The sequence below is a fragment of the Arthrobacter sp. U41 genome, assembly GCF_001750145.1.
Taxonomy (GTDB): Bacteria; Actinomycetota; Actinomycetes; order Actinomycetales; family Micrococcaceae; genus Arthrobacter.
In genome coordinates, this window is record NZ_CP015732.1 from 2,857,129 (window position 1) to 2,876,167 (window position 19,039).

The 19,039-nt window shown below is 68.1% G+C and carries 16 protein-coding genes and 1 tRNA gene; 10 read left to right on the forward strand and 7 right to left on the reverse strand.

The window, feature by feature from the left end:
• The first annotated feature begins 4 nt into the window (after positions 1-4).
• Positions 5-81: transfer RNA gene (locus ASPU41_RS13010), tRNA-Pro, on the forward strand.
• Positions 82-173: 92 nt separating this feature from the next.
• Here the strand turns inward: ASPU41_RS13010 and ASPU41_RS13015 are convergent.
• On the reverse strand, positions 174-1,043 hold the full coding sequence (locus ASPU41_RS13015) for an Fpg/Nei family DNA glycosylase (protein ID WP_069951272.1): 870 nt from the start codon (positions 1,041-1,043) through the stop codon (positions 174-176).
• A gap of 146 nt (positions 1,044-1,189) precedes the next feature.
• On the opposite strand from ASPU41_RS13015, the gene gcvH reads away from it, so the two are divergent.
• The 5 genes from gcvH (at position 1,190) to ASPU41_RS13040 (ending at position 4,306) form a co-directional block, all read left to right on the forward strand.
• Positions 1,190-1,576, forward strand: coding sequence for a glycine cleavage system protein GcvH (gene gcvH / locus ASPU41_RS13020; protein WP_069951273.1), 387 nt, complete (start codon positions 1,190-1,192; stop codon positions 1,574-1,576).
• A 152-nt stretch (positions 1,577-1,728) separates the two neighbouring features.
• Positions 1,729-2,205 (forward strand): FHA domain-containing protein, encoded by a 477-nt coding sequence (locus ASPU41_RS13025; protein WP_069951274.1) that lies wholly within the window; start codon positions 1,729-1,731, stop codon positions 2,203-2,205.
• 23 nt (positions 2,206-2,228) lie between these two features.
• Positions 2,229-2,945 carry a transcriptional regulator FtsR gene (gene ftsR, locus ASPU41_RS13030; protein ID WP_069951275.1) on the forward strand — a complete coding sequence of 239 codons (717 nt, stop codon included), beginning with the start codon at positions 2,229-2,231 and terminating at the stop codon, positions 2,943-2,945.
• On the forward strand, positions 2,945-3,448 hold the full coding sequence (locus tag ASPU41_RS13035) for a bifunctional nuclease family protein (protein ID WP_069951276.1): 504 nt from the start codon (positions 2,945-2,947) through the stop codon (positions 3,446-3,448). The genes ftsR and ASPU41_RS13035 overlap by 1 nt, the downstream gene beginning before the upstream one ends.
• Positions 3,449-3,709: 261 nt before the next feature.
• Positions 3,710-4,306 (forward strand): MerR family transcriptional regulator, encoded by a 597-nt coding sequence (locus ASPU41_RS13040; RefSeq protein ID WP_069951277.1) that lies wholly within the window; start codon positions 3,710-3,712, stop codon positions 4,304-4,306.
• Positions 4,307-4,387: 81 nt separating this feature from the next.
• Here the strand turns inward: ASPU41_RS13040 and ASPU41_RS13045 are convergent, their stop codons facing one another.
• Positions 4,388-5,239 carry a ParA family protein gene (locus ASPU41_RS13045; RefSeq protein ID WP_069951278.1) on the reverse strand — a complete coding sequence of 284 codons (852 nt, stop codon included), beginning with the start codon at positions 5,237-5,239 and terminating at the stop codon, positions 4,388-4,390.
• Between the two features lie 375 nt (positions 5,240-5,614).
• Between ASPU41_RS13045 and ASPU41_RS13050 the strand changes: the two genes are divergently transcribed.
• Positions 5,615-9,010 carry a pyruvate carboxylase gene (locus tag ASPU41_RS13050; RefSeq protein WP_069951279.1) on the forward strand — a complete coding sequence of 1,132 codons (3,396 nt, stop codon included), beginning with the start codon at positions 5,615-5,617 and terminating at the stop codon, positions 9,008-9,010.
• 160 nt (positions 9,011-9,170) lie between these two features.
• Here ASPU41_RS13050 and ASPU41_RS13055 read toward each other — a convergent pair whose 3' ends face one another.
• Entirely contained in the window at positions 9,171-10,991 is a 1,821-nt protein-coding gene (locus tag ASPU41_RS13055) for an AMP-dependent synthetase/ligase (protein WP_069951280.1), read from the reverse strand.
• A gap of 233 nt (positions 10,992-11,224) precedes the next feature.
• Between ASPU41_RS13055 and ASPU41_RS13060 the strand changes: the two genes are divergently transcribed.
• The gene (locus ASPU41_RS13060; RefSeq protein WP_069951281.1) at positions 11,225-12,247 is read left to right on the forward strand and encodes an ROK family glucokinase; all 1,023 of its coding nucleotides are present in this window, start codon (positions 11,225-11,227) and stop codon (positions 12,245-12,247) included.
• On the opposite strand, the gene ASPU41_RS13065 is transcribed toward ASPU41_RS13060, so the two are convergent.
• Genes ASPU41_RS13065 through ASPU41_RS13075 form a run of 3 tightly spaced genes read right to left on the reverse strand, consistent with a single transcriptional unit; the run spans position 12,244 to position 14,442 of the window.
• A complete protein-coding gene (locus tag ASPU41_RS13065; protein ID WP_069951282.1) occupies positions 12,244-12,864 on the reverse strand; it encodes a hypothetical protein in 621 nt (206 codons plus the stop codon). The genes ASPU41_RS13060 and ASPU41_RS13065 overlap by 4 nt on opposite strands.
• On the reverse strand, positions 12,857-13,660 hold the full coding sequence (locus ASPU41_RS13070; protein WP_069951283.1) for an alpha/beta hydrolase: 804 nt from the start codon (positions 13,658-13,660) through the stop codon (positions 12,857-12,859). The genes ASPU41_RS13065 and ASPU41_RS13070 overlap by 8 nt, the downstream gene beginning before the upstream one ends.
• Positions 13,657-14,442 carry an alpha/beta hydrolase gene (locus ASPU41_RS13075; RefSeq protein WP_069951284.1) on the reverse strand — a complete coding sequence of 262 codons (786 nt, stop codon included), beginning with the start codon at positions 14,440-14,442 and terminating at the stop codon, positions 13,657-13,659. The genes ASPU41_RS13070 and ASPU41_RS13075 overlap by 4 nt, the downstream gene beginning before the upstream one ends.
• A gap of 112 nt (positions 14,443-14,554) precedes the next feature.
• Between ASPU41_RS13075 and ASPU41_RS13080 the strand changes: the two genes are divergently transcribed.
• Positions 14,555-15,298: a lysophospholipid acyltransferase family protein gene (locus ASPU41_RS13080; protein ID WP_069951285.1), complete on the forward strand. Its 744-nt coding sequence runs from the start codon at positions 14,555-14,557 to the stop codon at positions 15,296-15,298.
• 80 nt (positions 15,299-15,378) lie between these two features.
• A complete protein-coding gene (locus ASPU41_RS13085; protein WP_442856198.1) occupies positions 15,379-16,812 on the forward strand; it encodes a class II 3-deoxy-7-phosphoheptulonate synthase in 1,434 nt (477 codons plus the stop codon).
• 100 nt (positions 16,813-16,912) lie between these two features.
• Here the strand turns inward: ASPU41_RS13085 and ASPU41_RS13090 are convergent, their stop codons facing one another.
• The gene (locus ASPU41_RS13090; protein WP_069951287.1) at positions 16,913-19,033 is read right to left on the reverse strand and encodes a Stk1 family PASTA domain-containing Ser/Thr kinase; all 2,121 of its coding nucleotides are present in this window, start codon (positions 19,031-19,033) and stop codon (positions 16,913-16,915) included.
• Positions 19,034-19,039: the final 6 nt, after the last annotated feature.

The following is a 19,039-nucleotide window of genomic DNA, read 5'->3' on the forward strand; positions in this document are numbered from 1 at the left end:
CTAACGGGCTGTAGCGCAGCTTGGTAGCGCACTTGACTGGGGGTCAAGGGGTCGCAGGTTCAAATCCTGTCAGCCCGACCAACAGAAAGTACCCCGTCATTCCCGATCAGGGAATGGCGGGGTTTTCTGTTTCTCCGGCCCGGACGCCGCCGCCGCACCCCACGCCCGAACAGCTACTTCAGGAAGCGCGAGGTCCGGCGGTCAGCCAGGATCTTTCCCTTCGTCTGGCAGCCGGGGCAGTACTGCAGGGCAGTGTCCGCGAAGGACACCTCGCGGACGGTGTCCCCGCACACCGGACACGCTTCGCCGGTCCGGCCGTGGACCCTCATATGGCTCCGCTTGGTGTCCTTGAGCTCATGGGGCGCTTTGCCGGCGGCTTCCCGCAGGGCCGTGCCCAGAATGCTGTGGATGGCGTCGTAGAGCACCCGGACCGCATCCCGGTCCAGGGACCGGGCAATGGCGAATGGTGAGATCCTCGCCGCGTGCAGGATCTCGTCGCTGTAGGCGTTCCCGATGCCGGCAATCACACTCTGGCTCCGCAGCACACCCTTGATTTGCTGGGAACTGGCAGCAAGGATCGCCGCCAGGGCATCGACGTCGAAGCCGGGACTGAACGGATCAGGTCCCAGCGCGGCGATTCCGGGCACCTCGTGCGGATCCCGGACCACGTAGATGGCCAGGCTCTTTTTCGTGCCGGCCTCGGTCAGGTCGAGGCCCAGCGGGCCGGTGCCACTGGAAAACGAAAGCCGCGCCGCAAGATGTCCCTTGCCCATCCTCAGCGGGATACCGGTGGGCGCGTCGGTGAAGCGGACCCAGCCGGCCCGGGCCAGGTGAAAGACGAAATACAGCCCGTCGGCCTCCAGGCTGACAAACTTGCCAAAGCGGCGCACCCCGGTCACGGTCCTGCCCTCCAGCCCGGAGAAAGGAGGATCCGCCGTTTTGAGCACCGCGAAAGAGACGAGCTGGACCTTCGTGACAACGGCCCCGCGCAGGTGCCCGGCGAGAAAATCCGTCAGGGCCGCGACTTCCGGAAGCTCGGGCATTTTCTAGCCGATGCCGGCTTGTTCTGTCATCGCCCCATCATGCCAGAGTCCTCCCCGGGCAATGCAGGATATGCCTATACTTTCAGCGGCGGACAGTTCAGTTGACCGCCGTCGACATTGGTGATTGACCCGAGGAAAGGCCCGTCATGAGCATCATTCCCGAAGAACTGTCCTACACCGCAGAACACGAGTGGGTATCTGCCCCGGACGCGGACGGTGTCGTGCGCGTGGGCATCACCGATTTTGCCCAGGACGCGCTTGGGGACGTCGTCTATGCCCAGATGCCGGAGGTCGGCACCACGATCAAGGCAAACGACGTCATCGGCGAGGTCGAATCCACCAAAAGCGTCAGCGACATCTATGCACCGGTCGCCGGTGAAGTGGTCGCCCGCAACGAAGCCCTGGACACGGATTCCGCCCTGATCAATTCGGATCCGTACGGCGAGGGCTGGCTGATGGAAATCAAGCTCGCGGAGGCCGACGCCGTCGAGTCGCTCCTCAGTGCATCGGAGTACGAACAGCAGGTAGGCTAAAGCAAAGGACATTCGGGCCGGGCCGTTGGGACACCCGTTGGGAAACCAGCGAAACAACGCCCCGCCGAAGGGCCGGACACCGGATTTGCCACGCTTTTCCGGACAGCATGCGTTGTTTGCAGGGGGGACACCTGCAGCGAATGGAGGAATCAATGTTTGGGCACGAAAGCAACAACACCGGTGACGGTTTTGGCACGGGTGGACTGAAGGCTTCGGAGACCACGTCGATCAACCTCACCCCGGTCCGTGAAGAACCGACCATCACGCCGAGGCTCTCGGCTGAGGAGCGGACCGCGGTTGAGGCGCTGCCGTACGGCTCTGCCCTCCTGATTGCGCACAGCGGCCCCAACGCCGGTGCCCGTTTCCTGCTGGATTCGGACATCACGACGGCGGGCCGGCACCCGGACGCTGACATCTTCCTCGATGACGTCACGGTTTCCCGCAGGCACGTCGAGTTCCGCCGCACCGCGCGCAGCTTCGAAGTCGTGGACACCGGAAGCCTGAACGGCACCTACGTGAACCACGACCGCGTCGACAGCGTGGAATTGAAATCCGGGCACGAAGTGCAGATCGGGAAGTTCCGCCTCACCTTCTATTTGAGCCCTGCCCGCGCAGCAGGCAACGTCTGATTCCGGGGTAGCTGCCTGTGGCCATGGCACAAGCGGAACGGCGCGGACCCCAGGTTCTGAACATCGGGGAAGTCCTGGCTCAGCTGAGCGACGACTTCCCCAGCATGACCGCGTCAAAAATCCGGTTCCTGGAGGAAAAGGGACTGATCAACCCCCGGCGGACACCTGCCGGGTACCGGCAGTACGCCGAGAGCGACGTCGAACGGCTGCGCTTCGTGCTGTCGCTCCAGCGCGACCAGTACCTGCCGTTGAAGGTGATCAAGGACTACCTCGACGCGATTGACCGCGGGGAACGTCCCGAAAACCTGCCGCCGGGCGTCACGGTGTCGCCGCGGATCGTTTCGGAGGAACTTGCCTCCGAACTGCAGAACCGGGTCCGCCGGCTCAGCGCGGAGCAACTCCGCGCCGAATCCGGCGCCAGCGTGCCGCTGCTCGAATCGCTCCTGAGCTTCGGCCTGATCGGCCATGTCAACGGAAAATTCGATGAGCACGCCCTTCAGGTCGCCCGCGCCTGCGTCCAGCTGGAGGGCCACGGACTGGAGCCACGTCACCTGCGTCCGTTCCAGGCTGCCGCTGAACGTGAGTTCGGGCTGGTGGAGCGTGCTGTGGCGACCCTGACATCGCGCAAGGACGCCGCATCCCAGGCCCGTGCCGCCGAAGCGGCCCGGGAGATCAGCGAGCTGTGCCTCACCCTGCACCGGGCCCTGGTCCAGGACCGCATCTCGAGGATGGACATCTGATGATTGAGGTCGAAATTGTAGGCGTGCGGATTGAGCTTCCGTCCAACCAGCCGCTTGTCCTGCTCAAGGAGATCCAGGGCGAACGGCACGTGCCGATCTGGATCGGCACCCCCGAGGCCAGCGCCATCGCCCTGGCCCAGCAGGGGGTCGTGCCGCCGCGCCCGATGACGCACGACCTGCTGATCGACGTGGTCGAAACCCTCGGCCACTCGATCGTCAGCGTCAACATTGTGGCCGTGGAGGACAACATCTTCTACGGCCAGCTCCAGTTCGAGAACGGGACCACGGTCAGTTCCCGCGCCTCCGATGCCCTGGCGCTTGCCCTGCGCGCCAAGTGCCGCATCTGGTGCGCCGACGCCGTGATGGAGGAGGCCGGCGTCCGGATCACCGAACACGACGAGGGCGAAGACACCCACCCGGGTCCCGCCGTCGACGAGGAGGGCGAGCTGCGCCGGTTCCGCGAGTTCCTCGACGACGTCGAACCTGAGGATTTCGCCGGCTGACGCGACGCCAAGGTTAAAGTCGAGGATGAAAGTTTCGACACGCCCCGGCAATACCTCGAACGTCTTTGACCTTGGGCCCCGGCAGGCCTAACGTCAGAAGTACAAGTTCCCATTGCACGCAACAGCCGCTCAGGTCACACTGGAAAGTGCAGCCCCGGCAGAATTACACGGATGAATTTTATCGGCCCGTGTTTTGTTTAGCTAGTGATAACTGGTTGTTGCTGCATATTTCGCAGGGGAGCCAAGACAAGGAGGATCCACATGAGTCCGAAAGGCGAAGCAGGCGAGCTCAAACAGCCCTCGACGGCTGGTGTGGCCGTGCCCGCCAGCGGTGCCCAGGGCCTGCTGTTCACGGAGGACCTCCCTGTTCTGGATGAGGACGCGGGCTACCGCGGACCCACGGCCTGCAAGGCCGCCGGCATCACCTACCGCCAACTGGACTACTGGGCACGCACCGGGCTGGTGGAGCCCGCCGTCCGCGGCGCCGCCGGTTCCGGCTCCCAGCGTCTCTACGGTTTCCGCGACATCCTGGTCCTCAAGGTCGTCAAGCGCCTCCTCGACACCGGGGTGTCGCTGCAGCAGATCCGCACCGCCGTTGAGCACCTCCGGGAGCGCGGCGTCGAGGACCTCGCCCAGATCACCCTCATGAGCGATGGCGCCAGCGTGTACGAGTGCACCTCCGCGGACGAAGTGATCGATCTCGTCCAGGGCGGGCAGGGCGTCTTCGGCATCGCCGTCGGCCGGGTCTGGCGGGAAGTGGAAGGCAGTCTCGCGGCCCTTCCCAGCGAACACGCCAGCGACCAGTCGTTCCCGGGCGACGAACTCGGCAAGCGCCGCGCCGCACGCAAGATCGGCTAGGTTCCGCCCCACCAGGCTATTTACGGCAGAGGCCGCCTCCCCGACGGGAAGGCGGCCTCTGCCGTTGCCGGGCGGACCTGCTCAGCGGCGGACGCGGTCCCGGACCTGGCCGCCGGACCGCTTCGCGTCCGGCTTGAGCAGGTTCCGCAGCAGCGTGTCGAACAGCGCGGCGGTGCTCTTGGCCGATTCGCCCGGCCAGTGGTGGATGGAGTGGGCGGCGCCCTGGATCTGCTGCCAGTTGGCCTGCTCGGGGATGTGCGGGGTCAGCAGCAGCCCGCCGAACATGGACTCCATCTCGGCGAGCCGGAAGGTGTGCTCGGCGGAACCGGCGCGCACCCGGTTGGCGACGATGCCGGCGGGGGAGAGGTTCGGGGCGAATTCCTGCCGGAACAGCTGGATGGCCCGCATGGTGCGTTCGGTACCCGCGACGGAGAACAGGCCGGGTTCGGCGACGAGGGCGACCTTGTCACTGGCGGACCAGGCCATCCGCGTGAGCCCGTTCAGGGAGGGCGGGCAATCCACGAGGACCAGCTCGTACTTCCCGGCGCCGGCCAGCACTGTGGAGAGCCGCCGCAGGTCACGGCGGCCGAGGTCGGGACGGTCGTAAATGCCGGTGTAGGCGGAACCGACAGCCACATCGAGGACGGCCGCCGCCGGGCCGGCCGGAGCGCCGCCGTTGGCGGAAGCCCGTTCCACCCAGCCGCTCGCGACCACGTTCTCGGCCAGGCGGGCCCGCCTGGGGGCCTTGAGCATCCGGCCGATGTCCTGCTGTTCTCCGGGCCGGACTCCCAGGGCCGTGCTCGCATCGGCGTGGGGATCAAGGTCGACGACAAGGGTGGGGATGCCGGCGGCCAAGGCCGCGGACGCCAATCCGGTGGTCACCGATGTCTTGCCGACACCGCCTTTGAGGCTGCTGATGCTGATTACTTGCACTTGAAAAACCAATACCTAACGCCGGTTGCCGGGACGGGGTCCTGCCGGCTCCTGCGTTCTCCGGAACCGGGGCGTGCATGCGCCACCCACCCCCTCATCATATGTTGCCGCACCCCCGAAACCTGCCTCATCGGGTGCCGGGGCGGCAGATCATGGATAAGCTGCAACCGGGGCCGGGATCCACACCGCCTGAGGCGCCTGCCTTAGGTACGCGGCTTGTGTGCTGGCCCTGATGTGCTGGACTGATGTGCTTGGCTAATCCGGCATACGTGACGCGCGCCGCTGTGACGGTCGACACAATAATTTGTGTTTGCCCGTCCACCTCTTAGACACTGTGACCAATTACCGATACACCCGCGATGATGCAGGAGAAGTATGTTTTCGAAGATTCTGGTGGCCAATCGCGGCGAAATCGCGATCCGTGCCTTCCGCGCCGGCTATGAACTCGGTGCCAAGACTGTCGCCGTGTTCCCGAACGAGGACCGCAACTCGATCCACCGCCAGAAGGCCGACGAGGCATATCTGATCGGCGAAGAGGGCCACCCCGTCCGGGCCTACCTCGACGTCGACGAGGTGGTGCGCGTGGCCAAGGAGTCCGGGGCCGACGCCATTTACCCCGGCTACGGCTTCCTCTCCGAGAATCCGCGCCTGGCCCGGGCCGCCGCGGAAGCCGGGATCACCTTCGTGGGCCCGCCGGCCGAGGTACTGGAACTGGCCGGAAACAAGGTCGCGGCCCTGGAGGCTGCCCGCAAGGCCGGCGTCCCGGTGCTGAAATCAAGCCAGCCCTCGAAGGACGTCGACGAGCTCATCGCAGCCGCGGACGTCATCGGGTTTCCCATCTTCGCCAAGGCCGTCGCCGGCGGCGGCGGGCGCGGCATGCGCCGCGTCGACACCCGCGAGGACCTGCCCGAAGCCCTGCAGGCCGCCATGCGCGAGGCCGACGCAGCCTTCGGCGATCCGACCATGTTCCTGGAGCAGGCAGTGCTGCGCCCCCGGCACATCGAGGTCCAGATCCTGGCGGACGCGGAGGGCAACGTGATGCACCTCTTCGAACGTGACTGCTCCATCCAGCGCCGCCACCAGAAGGTCATCGAAATCGCCCCGGCGCCGAACCTGGACGAAGGCATCCGGCAGGCGCTCTACCGGGACGCCGTGAAGTTCGCCAAGGCGCTGAACTACGTCAACGCCGGCACCGTGGAATTCCTCGTCGATACGGTCGGGGAACGGGCCGGCCAGCACGTGTTCATCGAAATGAACCCGCGCATCCAGGTTGAGCACACCGTCACCGAGGAAGTCACCGACGTCGACCTGGTCCAGGCGCAGCTGCGGATCGCCGCCGGCGAAACCCTCGCGGACCTGGGCCTGTCCCAGGAGACCGTCAAGCTCAGGGGTGCCGCCCTGCAGTGCCGCATCACCACGGAGGACCCGGCCAACGGCTTCCGGCCCGACGTCGGCAAAATCACCGGCTACCGTTCGGCCGGCGGCGCCGGCGTCCGGCTCGACGGCGGCACCGTCTACTCGGGCGCCGAGATCAGCCCGCACTTCGATTCCATGCTGGTTAAGCTGACCTGCCGCGGCCGCGAGTACCCGGCTGCCGTGGCCCGGGCCCGCCGCGCCCTCGCCGAGTTCCGGATCCGCGGCGTCTCCACCAATATCTCCTTCCTGCAGGCCGTGCTGGACGACGCCGACTTCATCGCCGGGAACGTGGCCACAAACTTCATCGACGAGCGCCCGCAGCTGCTCAAGGCCCGGGTCTCCGCAGACCGCGGGACCAAACTGCTGACCTGGCTCGCCGAAGTCACCGTGAACAAGCCCAACGGCGAGCTCACGGTCCACAGCGATCCCGCCGCCAAGCTCCCCGCCCTGGACGAAGCCGCTGCCCTGCCCGGCTCCCGCCAGCGGCTGCTGGAGCTGGGCCCGGAAGGCTTCGCGAGGGACCTCCGCGCGCAGGACGCCGTCGCCGTCACGGACACCACGTTCCGCGACGCGCACCAGTCCCTGCTCGCGACCAGGGTCCGCACCCGCGACCTCGTGGCCGCCGGCCCGGCCGTCTCCAAGCTCCTCCCGGAACTGCTCTCCGTCGAGGCCTGGGGCGGCGCCACCTACGACGTGTCCCTGCGCTTCCTCGGTGAAGATCCCTGGCACCGGCTCTCCTCGCTGCGCAAGGCGCTGCCGAACGTCTGCCTGCAGATGCTGCTGCGCGGCCGCAACACCGTCGGCTACACCCCGTACCCGGAAGAGGTCACGGTCGCGTTCGTGAACGAGGCCGCCGCCACCGGCATCGACATCTTCCGCATCTTCGATGCGCTCAATGACGTCAACCAGATGGCACCGGCGATCCGCGCCGTCCGGGACACCGGGACCGCCGTCGCGGAAGTGGCACTGTGCTACACCGCCGACATGCTGGACCCGGACGAGACGCTCTACACCCTGGACTACTACCTGGAACTGGCGCAGCGAATCGTCGACGCCGGTGCGCACATCCTGGCGATCAAGGACATGGCGGGCCTGCTGCGTCCCGCCGCCGCTGCCCGCCTGGTGACGGCGCTGCGCGAACGCTTCGACCTTCCGGTCCACCTGCACACGCATGACACCGCGGGCGGACAGCTGGCCACACTGCTGGCAGCCGTCGACGCCGGGGTGGACGCCGTGGACGTGGCCTCCGCCTCGCTGGCCGGCACCACCAGCCAGCCCTCAGCCTCCGCCCTGGTCGCCGCCCTGGCCCACACGCCCCGGGACACCGGGCTGAGCCTGGCGAACGTGTGCGCCCTGGAACCGTACTGGGAAGCCGTGCGCCGCGTCTACGCACCGTTCGAATCCGGCCTCCCGGGCCCCACCGGCCGGGTCTACCAGCACGAAATCCCCGGCGGCCAGCTCTCCAACCTGCGCCAGCAGGCGATGGCGCTGGGCCTCGGTGAGCGGTTCGAGGCCATCGAGGACATGTACACCGCGGCCGACCGCATCCTGGGCCGGCTCGTGAAGGTCACCCCGTCCTCCAAGGTCGTCGGCGACCTCGCCCTGCACCTCGTCGGACTCAACGCCGATCCCGCCGACTTCAACGAGAACCCGCAGAAATACGACATCCCGGACTCCGTGATCGGCTTTCTCTCCGGTGAACTGGGCGACCCACCCGGAGGCTGGCCGGAACCGTTCCGCACCAAGGCCCTGCAGGGCCGCACCGTCAAGGTCCGCGACGTCGAGCTCAGCGCCGAGGACAGCGCCGCACTCACGTCCGACTCCAAAACGGTGCAGCAGACCCTCAACCGGCTGCTCTTCGCGGGTCCGACCAAGGACTACCAGAAGAGCGTGGAGTCCTACGGCAACCTCTCAGTGCTCGACACCCGCGACTACCTCTTCGGGCTGCAGCGCGGCGCCGAGCACGAGATCGAGCTGGAGAAGGGCGTCCGCCTGATCGCCTCGCTCGAAGCGGTCTCCGAGCCGGACGAGAAGGGCATGCGCACCGTGATGTGCACGCTCAACGGGCAGTCCCGCCCGGTTGTGGTCCGCGACCGCTCCGTGGTCAGCAACGTCAAGGCCGCGGAACGCGCCGACACCTCCCAGCCCGGCCAGGTGGCCGCGCCGTTCGCCGGCGCCGTCACCCTGACCGTCAAGGCCGGCGAGTCGGTCAAGGCCGGCGACACCGTCGCCACGATCGAGGCCATGAAGATGGAGGCATCCATCACGACGCCGGTGGCCGGCACCGTCTCGCGCCTCGCCGTCGGCGCGATCGAACAGGTCCAGGGCGGGGACCTGCTGCTGGTCGTCGAGTAGCAGCAGCACCGCAGGGCGACACAGCGCAAAAGACGAAGGGTCCTTCCGGCCGAGGCTGGAAGGACCCTTCTTCTACAAGCAACGCGGGGTCACTTCCGGCCCATCCGGGGGCCCAGGATGGGCCGGAAGTGACCCCGCGTTGCCTTGGGGTGGGTGCCGGTTAGACCTGGGCGGGGCGGGGGGTGCCGTACATTTCCTCGATGACGTTCTCGAAGTCCTTCATCACCTGGGCCCGCTTGACCTTCATCGACGGCGTCAGGTGCCCGGAGGCCTCGGTGAAGTCGCCCGGCACGATCCGGAAGGACTTGATGGCCTCGGCCTGGGACACCGACTGGTTCGCGCCGTTGATGAGTTCCTGCACTGCAGCCTTGACCACCGGGTTGTCGGTGGCCTCCGCGACGGTCGTTGACGCGGGCAGGCCGTGGCGGTGCAGCCAGCCGGGCAGGGCCTCCTCGTCGAGGGTGACCAGCGCGCCGATGAAGGGGCGGTTGTCACCGACCACCAGCACCTGCGAGACCAGCGCGTCGGCGCGGATCTGGTCCTCCAGCAGGGCCGGCACGACATTCTTGCCGCTGGCCGTGACGATGATTTCCTTCTTGCGCCCGGTGATGGTCAGGAAGCCCTGCTCATCGAGCTGTCCGATGTCGCCGGTGCGGAACCAGCCATCGACGGAGGACTCGGCGGAGAGATCCTCGCGCTTGTAGTAGCCGCGCATGACGCACACACCCTTGGCGAGGATCTCGCCGTCGTCGGCGATCTTCACGGCATTGCCCGGAATCGGGGCGCCGACGGTGCCGATCTTGATCAGATCCGGGGTGTTCACGGTTACCGGGGCCGTCGTCTCGGTCAGCCCGTAGCCTTCCAGGATCTGCATGCCGATGCCCTGGAAGAAGTGTCCGAGCCGCTCGCCCAGCGGGCCGCCGCCGGAGACGGCGTGCGCCACCTCGCCGCCCATGGCGGCGCGGAGCTTGCTGTAGACGAGCTTGTCGAAGAGGGTGTGCTTGAGCTTCAGGCCCAGTCCGATCTTGCCGGCCTGGCGCGCGCGGGAGAACTCGATGGCGGTGTCCGCAGCGCGGTGGAAGATCGCGCCCTTGCCGCCATCCTCGGCCTTGGTGAGCGCCGAGTTGTAGACCTTCTCAAACACCCGCGGCACCGCGAGGATGAAGGTCGGCTTGTAGCTCTGCAGGTCCGGCAGGAGGTTCTTGATGTCGGGCGTGTGCGCCACCGTGACGCCCGCGGCGACCGCAAGCACCGAAATGAAGCGCGCGAACACGTGGGCGAGCGGCAGGAACATGATGGTCCGGGCCTGCTCGTGGACGATCTTGTTCAGCGAGGTGGCCAGCGCATTTTCGGAGAGTTCCACGAAGTTGCCGTGGGTCAGCTCGCAGCCCTTGGGCCGGCCGGTGGTGCCGGAGGTGTAGATGATCGTGGCGAGGTCGTGCAGGGACGCCAGGCTGCGCCGGGCCTCAAGCTCCTCGTTGCTGACCGTCGCACCGGCGGCGCGGACCTCGTCGAGGCCGGTTCCCTCGAGCTGCCAGACATGCGCCAGCTCGGTGAGGCCTTCGGAGCTGGCGGCCTGCCGGATGATGCTCTCGTGGTGGGCGGACTCGCCGAACGCGGCGACGGCACCGGAATCGCCCAGGTTCCAGGCAACCTGTGAGGGGGAGGAAGTCTCGTAGATCGGCACGGAGACAGCACCGGCGAACCAGATGGCGAAGTCAATCAGGGCCCATTCGTACCGGGTGCGGGACATGATGCCAACCCGGTCACCCGGGGCAACTCCGCTGGCCATCAGGCCCTTGGCGAGCAGTGACACATCGGCCAGGAAGTCGGTGGCCCGGATGTCCTGCCACGCTCCGCCGGCGTCGAGTCGGGAGAACAGTGCCGGGTTGGAGGCCTTCGCCGCCTGGCGCAGGACCAAATCCGTGACGTTCATTTCCGGGGGGACGTTGACCAGGGGCGGGACACTGATTTCTCGCACGTTAGCTCCTTTGATATCCATGGACCCACGAGGGGTATGACTAACACTAGTATGCGGTCCACGGCATGTGTGTTCCACCACACCTACTGATGAGTAACCTTACGTTTTGGTAACCCCTGTGGTGCGGCTGGTGCGCGGCGGTCCGGCGAATAGGATAGGGAATCATGCACACACCTACACCCGGGCAGCAGCCCGGCCCGTACCGCAGGACGGCCGCCTGGCGGCGCAGGACGATGGCGGGCGGGGCCGCCGGACCGGCCGGCCAGGGTTTGCGGGAGCACCTGCGGCTGGGCCGCAAGGGACTCGCCATTGGCGTGGACATTGGCGGCACCAAGGTGGCGGCCGGTGTGGTCGACGCCGAGGGGCGGATCCTCGCCCAGGCCAAGCGGTCCACTCCGGGCAACGACCCCCGGGCCGTCGAACAGGTGATCGTGGAGCTGGTCGAGGAGCTGGGCGAGGGCCACCGGATCTGGTCGGTCGGGATTGGCGCTGCCGGCTGGATGGACCTCGACGGCGGCACCGTGCTCTTCAGCCCCCATCTGGCCTGGCGCAACGAACCCCTCCGGGACAACCTGCAGCGGCTGCTCCGCCGGCCGGTGCTGCTGACCAACGACGCCGATGCGGCCGGCTGGGCGGAATGGCGCTTCGGCGCCGGGCAGGGCCAGAGCCGCCTGGTCTGCATCACCCTCGGAACCGGCATCGGCGGGGCCATGGTGATGGACGGCCGGCTGGAACGCGGCCGCTTCGGCGTGGCGGGGGAGTTCGGCCACCAGATCATCATGCCGGGGGGCCACCGCTGCGAGTGCGGCAACCGGGGCTGCTGGGAGCAGTACGCGTCCGGCAACGCGCTCGGCCGGGAAGCCCGGGAACTGGCCGCCGCCAACTCCCCGGTGGCCCAGGAACTGCTCAAGGCAGTGGACGGCCACGCGGAGCGCATCACCGGGGTGATTGTCACCGAGCTGGCCAAGGCGGGGGATCCGACCTCATGGGAGCTGCTCGAAGACGTCGGGGAGTGGCTTGGGCTGGGCCTCGCGAACCTTGCTGCCGCGCTGGATCCGGGCATGTTCGTGATCGGCGGCGGACTCTGCGACGCCGGTGAACTGCTGGTCGGCCCGGCACGGAAGGCCTTCGCCCGGAACCTGACCGGCCGCGGCTTCCGGCCCGCGGCGGAGATCCAGCTGGCGGCCCTGGGCCCGAATGCGGGCCTGATCGGCGCTGCGGACCTGTCCCGGGTCAGCAGCCGCATGCACAGCTAGAGGCGCGCGCCGTCGTCGTGTTCGTCTTTTTCACCCGGCAGCTTCATGATCAGGAACACCAGCGACGCCGCAAAGGCGGCGACCATTCCGAGGATGGCCATCAGCGGGGCGGAGCGCCAGAACATCGCAGACATCAGCAGCGCCACCGGGCCACCCACTGCACCCAGCCAGGCCAGCACGGTCAGCGGGTCGGTTCCGGCGAGGCTGGGCGGCTCCTCCGGCACGAATTCGCCCGCAAACGGGTCCTCATCCGCTGAGTCATAGTCCCGGGGTCCCCGTGCCGCCTCCGGGCCATCCGCAGCCTCCGGACTTGCCGCGGCGGCCTGGCTCCGTGCCAGCCGCTCAGCGGCGGAGGGTTCAACCGGCAGCCCGGCGGAGAGCCCCAGCGGGTCGAAGTCGCTGAAGGGCCGGGCCGCTGCGGTACTGTCGGCGCCCGCGCCGTCCGTGCGGGACCCTTCCCGGTCCTCCGTGCCGTCCGTGTCTTCCCGGCCTTCCGCGGTCCCGGGGCCTGCGCCCTGGTCCCTGCCTTCGAGCCTGGCGACCAGGTCCAGCCAGACGGCGTCGTCCTGGTTGGCGCTGGAATCCGGGTCCGGAGAGTTGGGGTCCGGTCTAGTCATCTGCCGTGTCCTTTTGGCTAGCGTGGGCAGCGTCCGGAGTGCCTCCCGCAGCCAGCGACCGGACGAATTCGGCCGAGCCGTGGAAGATCATAGGCGCGTCGTTGTCCATCGTAGCCACGTGGTAGCTGTTTTCCAGCCGGATCACTTCCAGCGGGGCGCGGGTCAGGCCGCGGCGCAGGGCCACCATGCTTGAGTCGGAGACCACATGGTCCACCGCGGAGCGGTAGACCCGCACAGGCGCGGTTATCCGCGGCAGCAGCCGCAGGGTGTCCTTGAACATCCTGTTCAGCTCGTGTGCCGCCGCGACCGGAGTCCGGGTGTAGGCCCCCTCGTCGATGCCCTCCTTGAGGATGTCGTTGGCGATCGCGGGGGTGCTCTTGAGCACGAATTTCAGGATGCCGGCCAGCGGGGCGCGGGGATCGTCAATGACAAGGGCGGGGTTCACCAGCACGGCCCCGGCCACCGGGCGGGTGGCGGCAATCCGCAGCGCCAGGGCCCCGCCCATGGACAGGCCCGCCACCACGACGTGCTCACATTCCCCGGCAAGTTCAAGGTAGGCGGCGTCGAGCGCCGCGTGCCACTCCTGCCAGCGTGTCCGGGACAGCTCCTGCCAGCTGGTGCCGTGCCCCGGCAGCAGCGGCATCCGCACAGCGTAGCCGGCGTCGGCCAGCGACCTGGCCCAGTCCCTGACACCGTGCGGACTGCCGGTGAAGCCGTGCGAGACCAGGACTCCGGTGCGGGGACCGGTTCCGGTGAACGGGCTGCTGAACGGAGTGTGGTCCAGGGGAATGGTCATGGGGTCTCCCGGGCTGTGGTGGCTGTGTGCTGCAGGAAAAACTGAACGGAACGGTCGAAGATCAGCGGGGCGTCGACGTCGAGGGTGGCCACGTGCCCGCTCTCCGGCAGGCCGACCACCTCCAGCTCCCGCGAGCCCAGCCGCTTCCGCAGCAGTTCGAGCGAGGAGGGCGGAACCACGGTGTCGGTGTCGGACTTGAACACCAGCGCCGGCGCGGCGACGGCGGGCAGTTCGCGCAGCACCGCCCGGAAGAGCCGGCTCAGCTGGTGGACGGCTTCCAGCGGGGTCAGCGAGTAGTCGCCGTCCTCGGTGGCCGAGGCCGTCGGACCCGATTCCTGGACCGGAACGGTGGTGCGCTGGACGTGCTTGAGCAGGCCGATGTAGCGCACCCGGCGGTCGTAGAAGCTCAGCCCGGGGTTGACGACGGCGACCCCGGCGACGTCGTGGCGTGCCGCGGTGCGCAGGGCGATGGTCCCGCCCATGGAGAGTCCTGCCACGTAGCAGTGCCGGGTTCCGGCGGCCAGCTCCAGATAGGAGGCCTCGAAGGCCCGGTACCAGTCCTGCCAGCCGTGGCGGGCCAGGTCGCGCCAGTCGGTGCCGTGACCGGGCAGCAGCGGCACGGACACCGCAAAGCCCTGCCGGGCCAGATGCTCCGCCCAGGGCAGGACGCTCAGCGGGCTGCCGGTGAAGCCGTGGCAGATGGCCACGCCGATGCCCGCGTTGGCGCCGTGGCCGGGATAATTGAACGCCGCGGGCGCCAGGGGAGTGCTGCTTCCGGTCATGAGCCCATCGTGTCACTGTTCCGGACAAAACTCACTAGAGTAGGGTGTCATTGAAGTCCTGGCGCCGGTCCGCTGCGGGCCCCGCCAGACGCCTTCCGGAGAGGTACACCACGTGTTTTATTGGTTCATGAAGACGTTCGTTCTCGGGCCGGTCCTGAAGACGCTTTTCAGGCCCTGGGTCAAGGGCCTGGACAATGTCCCCGCCGAAGGCGCCGCCATCCTGGCCTCCAACCATCTCTCCTTCTCCGACTCCATCTTTATGCCGCTGATGGTGCCCCGGCCCGTCGTGTTCCTCGCGAAATCCGAGTACTTCACCGGCAAGGGGATCAAGGGCAGGCTGACGGCCACGTTCTTCCGGCTCACCAACCAGCTGCCGATGGACCGCTCCGGCGGGGCCGCGTCAGCCCTGTCGCTCAATGCCGGCATGGACGTGCTGAAGAACGGTTCGCTCCTGGGCATTTATCCGGAGGGCACCCGCAGCCCGGACTCCCGGCTGTACCGCGGCAAGGTCGGGGTGGCGCGGCTGGCGCTGCAGGCCCGGGTCCCCGTGATCCCGGTCGCGATGATCGGCACGGACAAGGTCCAGCCGATCGGCAAACGGATGCCCAACATCCGTCGCATCGGGATGATCTTCGGTGAGCCGCTGGACTTCAGCCGCTACTACGGCATGGAGGATGACCGGCTGATCCAGCGGTCCGTGACCGACGAGATCATGTACGAACTGATGCGCCTCTCCGGCCAGGAATACATCGACGAGTACGCCGCCGTCGTCAAGCTCCGCCTCGCCGGGAAAGCCACCGAGGTTCCGGAGGACGGCGCCGCCGGCCCCGGCCCCGCAGCACCCGGGAGTGCGTGAGCGGACCGTGTGACGGCCCCGGCGCAGTCAAATGACGGCCCGGGTCTGACGATCGCCACGGGGGCAACTATCCTTAGAGGGTGACTGAGCTATCTGCGGCTACGGCCCTCCCCCTGAACAGTTCCGTGAGTGGCTCGCCCCTGGCGGGCTCCGCCCTGACCAGCACCGCCCAGAGCGGTGCCGCCAATTATCCCGGCCTGGACCACTGGCGGGAGTTGCCTGCCTCCCAGCAGCCGAGCTGGTCGGACAAGGCCGTCTTCGAAGCCTCCGTGAAGGAACTGTCCGTCCTTCCGCCGCTCGTCTTCGCCGGCGAAGTGGACATCCTGCGGGAGCGGCTCGCCGCCGCGGCCCAGGGCAAGGCATTCCTGCTCCAGGGCGGTGACTGCGCGGAAACGTTCGAAGCGGCCACGGCCGACAAGATCAGCGCCCGCGTCCGCACCATTCTCCAGATGGCCGTCGTCCTCACGTACGGCGCCGCCATGCCGGTCATCAAAATGGGCCGCATGGCCGGACAGTTCGCCAAGCCGCGCTCCTCCAACGACGAAACCCGCGACGGCGTCACGCTGCCGGCCTACCGCGGCGACATCGTCAACGGCTATGATTTCACCCCGGAATCCCGCGCGCACGACGCCAGCCGGATGCTCAAGGCGTACCACACCTCCGCCTCCACCCTGAACCTGATCCGCGCCTTCACCCAGGGCGGCTTCGCGGACCTGCGGCTCGTGCACCAGTGGAACAAGGGCTTCACCGAGAACCCCGCCCACGCACGCTACGAGTCCCTGGCCCGGGACATCGACCGTGCCATCAAGTTCATGGCGTCCTGCGGGGCCGACTTCGAGGCGCTCAAGCGTGTGGAGTTCTACGCCAGCCATGAGGCGCTGCTGCTCGACTACGAACGCGCCCTGACCCGCATCGACTCCCGCACCGGCTTCCCGTATGACACCTCCGCGCACTTCCTCTGGATCGGTGAGCGCACGCGCGAACTGGACCACGCCCACGTCGACTTCCTCTCGCGGGTACGGAACCCGATCGGCGTCAAGCTGGGCCCCGGCACCAGCGGCGACGATGCGCTGCGCCTGATCGACAAGCTGGACCCGGACCGCGAACCCGGCCGCCTGACCTTCATCACCCGGATGGGTGCCGGCAACATCCGCGAGAAGCTGCCCCCGATCGTGGAGCGGGTCACGGCCTCCGGCGCCCAGGTGCTCTGGGTGACCGACCCCATGCACGGCAACACGGTGACCTCGCCGAACGGCTACAAGACCCGCAACTTCGACGACGTCATCGATGAGGTCCGCGGCTTCTTCGAGGTCCACCACGCGCTCGGCACCGTCCCGGGCGGGCTGCACGTCGAGATGACCGGCGACGACGTCGCCGAGTGCCTGGGCGGGGCCGACCCGGTGGACCAGGAGTCCTTCCTGGACCGCTACGAATCGGTGTGCGATCCTCGCTTGAACCACATGCAGTCCCTCGAGATGGCGTTCCTGGTCGCCGGGGCACTCGCCAAGCACTGAGGCACTGCCGCTGCGGGGTCCGCCCGCGGCAGAAAGCTCCGCCCCGGCTGGAATCAGCCGGGGCGGAGCTTTTTCTCTGTAACCTCCGGAGCCGGGGGGCTCAGACCACGGTCAGGGTGACCACGGAGCCCTCCGGAACCTTCTTGTTCACCGGGTCCTGGTCCCGGACGGTGCCGAAGAATCCGCCCAGGATATTGTTCACCCGGACTTCGAAGCCCAGCTGCTCCAGGGCCTCGCGGGCCTCGTCGGCCTGCTTGCCGATGAAGCTGGGGACGTCAACGAGTTTGGGTCCCTTGGAGACGGTCAGGGTGACCGTACCGCCCCGGGTGAGGGTCCCGCTGGCCGGCGCCTGGGCCACCACGGCGCCCTTGGGCACAGCCCGGTCATTGACGGTGACGGGCGCGACCACAGCCTTCAGCCCGGCGGCTTCGATGGCCTTGACCGCGTCCCCCTGTTCCTGGCCGCGCACGTCCGGCACCGGAATGGGCTGCGGGCCCCTGGACACCGTGAGGTCCACCGGGGTGCCGTGGCGGACCGGATTTCCGGTGCGCGGTGCCTGGGCAAGGACTGTCCCGGCGGGCGCGGTTTCGTCGTAGGTTTCAGAGATTTTCCCCAGGGCCATGCCCGCGCCGTTGAGGGCGGCCTTGGCCTCGTCCAGGGACTTTCCGGTCAGCTCGGGCAGGGGGAACAGCTCGGGGCCCTTGGAGACCGCCAGGGACACCGGCTGGAACTTCCGGATGACCTCCCCGGCCGCCGGTTCGGAGCCCACCACCAGGCCCGGGGAGACATCGTCGTCGAAGACGTCCTTGGTGGTGGACTGGAATCCGGCCGTCCGGAGCAGCTGCTGGGCCTCCGCCACGGTCTTGTTCGCGAGTTCCGGAATCGTGCCGGGGGAGCCCGGTCCCATGCCGAAGAACCAGCCGGCCCCGCCGGCCAGCAGTGCCGCGATGACCAGTACGAGAATCCAGAGCAGGCCGCGGCGCCGCGGGTTGCCCTCGCGCAGGCTCCGGACCGGTGTGGCCGCGGCGCGCAGGCGCGCCTTCTGCTCGTCCCGGTCATGTTTGCGTAGTGCCCGCTTGCTGGCCGGAATGGCGGCATCGTGTCCGTCGTCGTAGCCGCCCGGGTAGGGTGCTTCGTCCGGGGCGGACAGCGGGCCGTAGCCGGGGCGGTGCGGGGCCGCGGACAGCACGGTGGTCGGGTTGCTGCCCCGGGCGATGAATTCCGTGGGGTTTTGCAGGCCGCCGATGACCTCGGTGGCGCCGTGCCCGGTGCGCGGATCCGGGGCACCGCCGGGCCGCCGGACCGGCGGGCCGGGCGCGGGAGGCGCGGCGGGCAGGGCCGGACGTGCCGCAGGCGGCTGAAGGTCGAGTTCGGCGTCGCTCAGGTTTGTCCGGATGTGCCGGAGTTCGGAGAGCAGGGCGCCTCCGTCGACCGGGCGTTTGTCGGGGTCATTGGCGGTGCACCACTGCACGAGTTCGTCGATTTCGCCGGCGAGTCCCGGAACCAGCGCCGACGGTGCGCCGACGGTGGAGTTCACGTGCTGGTAGGCAACCTGGATGGGGACTTCACCGTCGAACGGCTGCCGGCCGGTGATCATCTCGTAGAGCATGATGCCCACCGAATAGATGTCGCTCCGGGCGTCGGCCTGCCGGCCCAGCACGAGTTCGGGGGATAGATAGGCCACGGTGCCAATCAGCGCGCCGGTGCTGGTCGACGTCGAAATCGCGCGGGCCAGCCCGAAGTCGCCGAGCTTGATCCGACCGTCCTCGGCGATCAGCACATTCTCCGGCTTGATGTCCCGGTGGATGAGACCGGCTTCGTGGGCCGCCCCCAGTCCCTCCACGACGGGATCGATCAGCGCCAAGGCCAGGCGGGGCGGGAGTGCGCCCTTGTCCTTAAGGACGTCGCGAAGGGTGTGGCCCTTGATGTACTCCATCACCAGGTAGGCCACCCGGTCATCCTCGCCCTGGTCGAGCACCCCCACGACGTGCGGGTGCGAAAGCCGGGCGGCGGCCTTGGCCTCGCGGCCCAGCCGGTCAAGGAACTGCGGGTCGCCGGCCATGTGGGGGTGCAGCACCTTCAGCGCCACATCACGCTCCAGCCGCCGGTCGGTGGCCACATACACGGTGGACATCCCGCCGCGGGCGAGCCGGGACTGAATCAGGTACCGGCCATCCACCAGGGTGCCAACGAGAGGGTCCGACGAATAATCCTGCACTATACGATC

Excerpts from the sequence above, each read along its gene's own strand:
- ASPU41_RS13015 (WP_069951272.1), bottom strand. The coding sequence starts at position 1,043 with ATGCCCGAGCTTCCGGAAGTCGCGGCCCTGACGGATTTTCTCGCCGGG.
- gcvH (WP_069951273.1), top strand. The coding sequence starts at position 1,190 with ATGAGCATCATTCCCGAAGAACTGTCCTACACCGCAGAACACGAGTGG.
- ASPU41_RS13025 (WP_069951274.1), top strand. The coding sequence starts at position 1,729 with ATGTTTGGGCACGAAAGCAACAACACCGGTGACGGTTTTGGCACGGGT.
- ftsR (WP_069951275.1), top strand. The coding sequence starts at position 2,229 with ATGGCACAAGCGGAACGGCGCGGACCCCAGGTTCTGAACATCGGGGAA.
- ASPU41_RS13035 (WP_069951276.1), top strand. The coding sequence starts at position 2,945 with ATGATTGAGGTCGAAATTGTAGGCGTGCGGATTGAGCTTCCGTCCAAC.
- ASPU41_RS13040 (WP_069951277.1), top strand. The coding sequence starts at position 3,710 with ATGAGTCCGAAAGGCGAAGCAGGCGAGCTCAAACAGCCCTCGACGGCT.
- ASPU41_RS13050 (WP_069951279.1), top strand. The coding sequence starts at position 5,615 with ATGTTTTCGAAGATTCTGGTGGCCAATCGCGGCGAAATCGCGATCCGT.
- ASPU41_RS13060 (WP_069951281.1), top strand. The coding sequence starts at position 11,225 with ATGGCGGGCGGGGCCGCCGGACCGGCCGGCCAGGGTTTGCGGGAGCAC.
- ASPU41_RS13065 (WP_069951282.1), bottom strand. The coding sequence starts at position 12,864 with ATGACTAGACCGGACCCCAACTCTCCGGACCCGGATTCCAGCGCCAAC.
- ASPU41_RS13070 (WP_069951283.1), bottom strand. The coding sequence starts at position 13,660 with ATGACCATTCCCCTGGACCACACTCCGTTCAGCAGCCCGTTCACCGGA.
- ASPU41_RS13075 (WP_069951284.1), bottom strand. The coding sequence starts at position 14,442 with ATGACCGGAAGCAGCACTCCCCTGGCGCCCGCGGCGTTCAATTATCCC.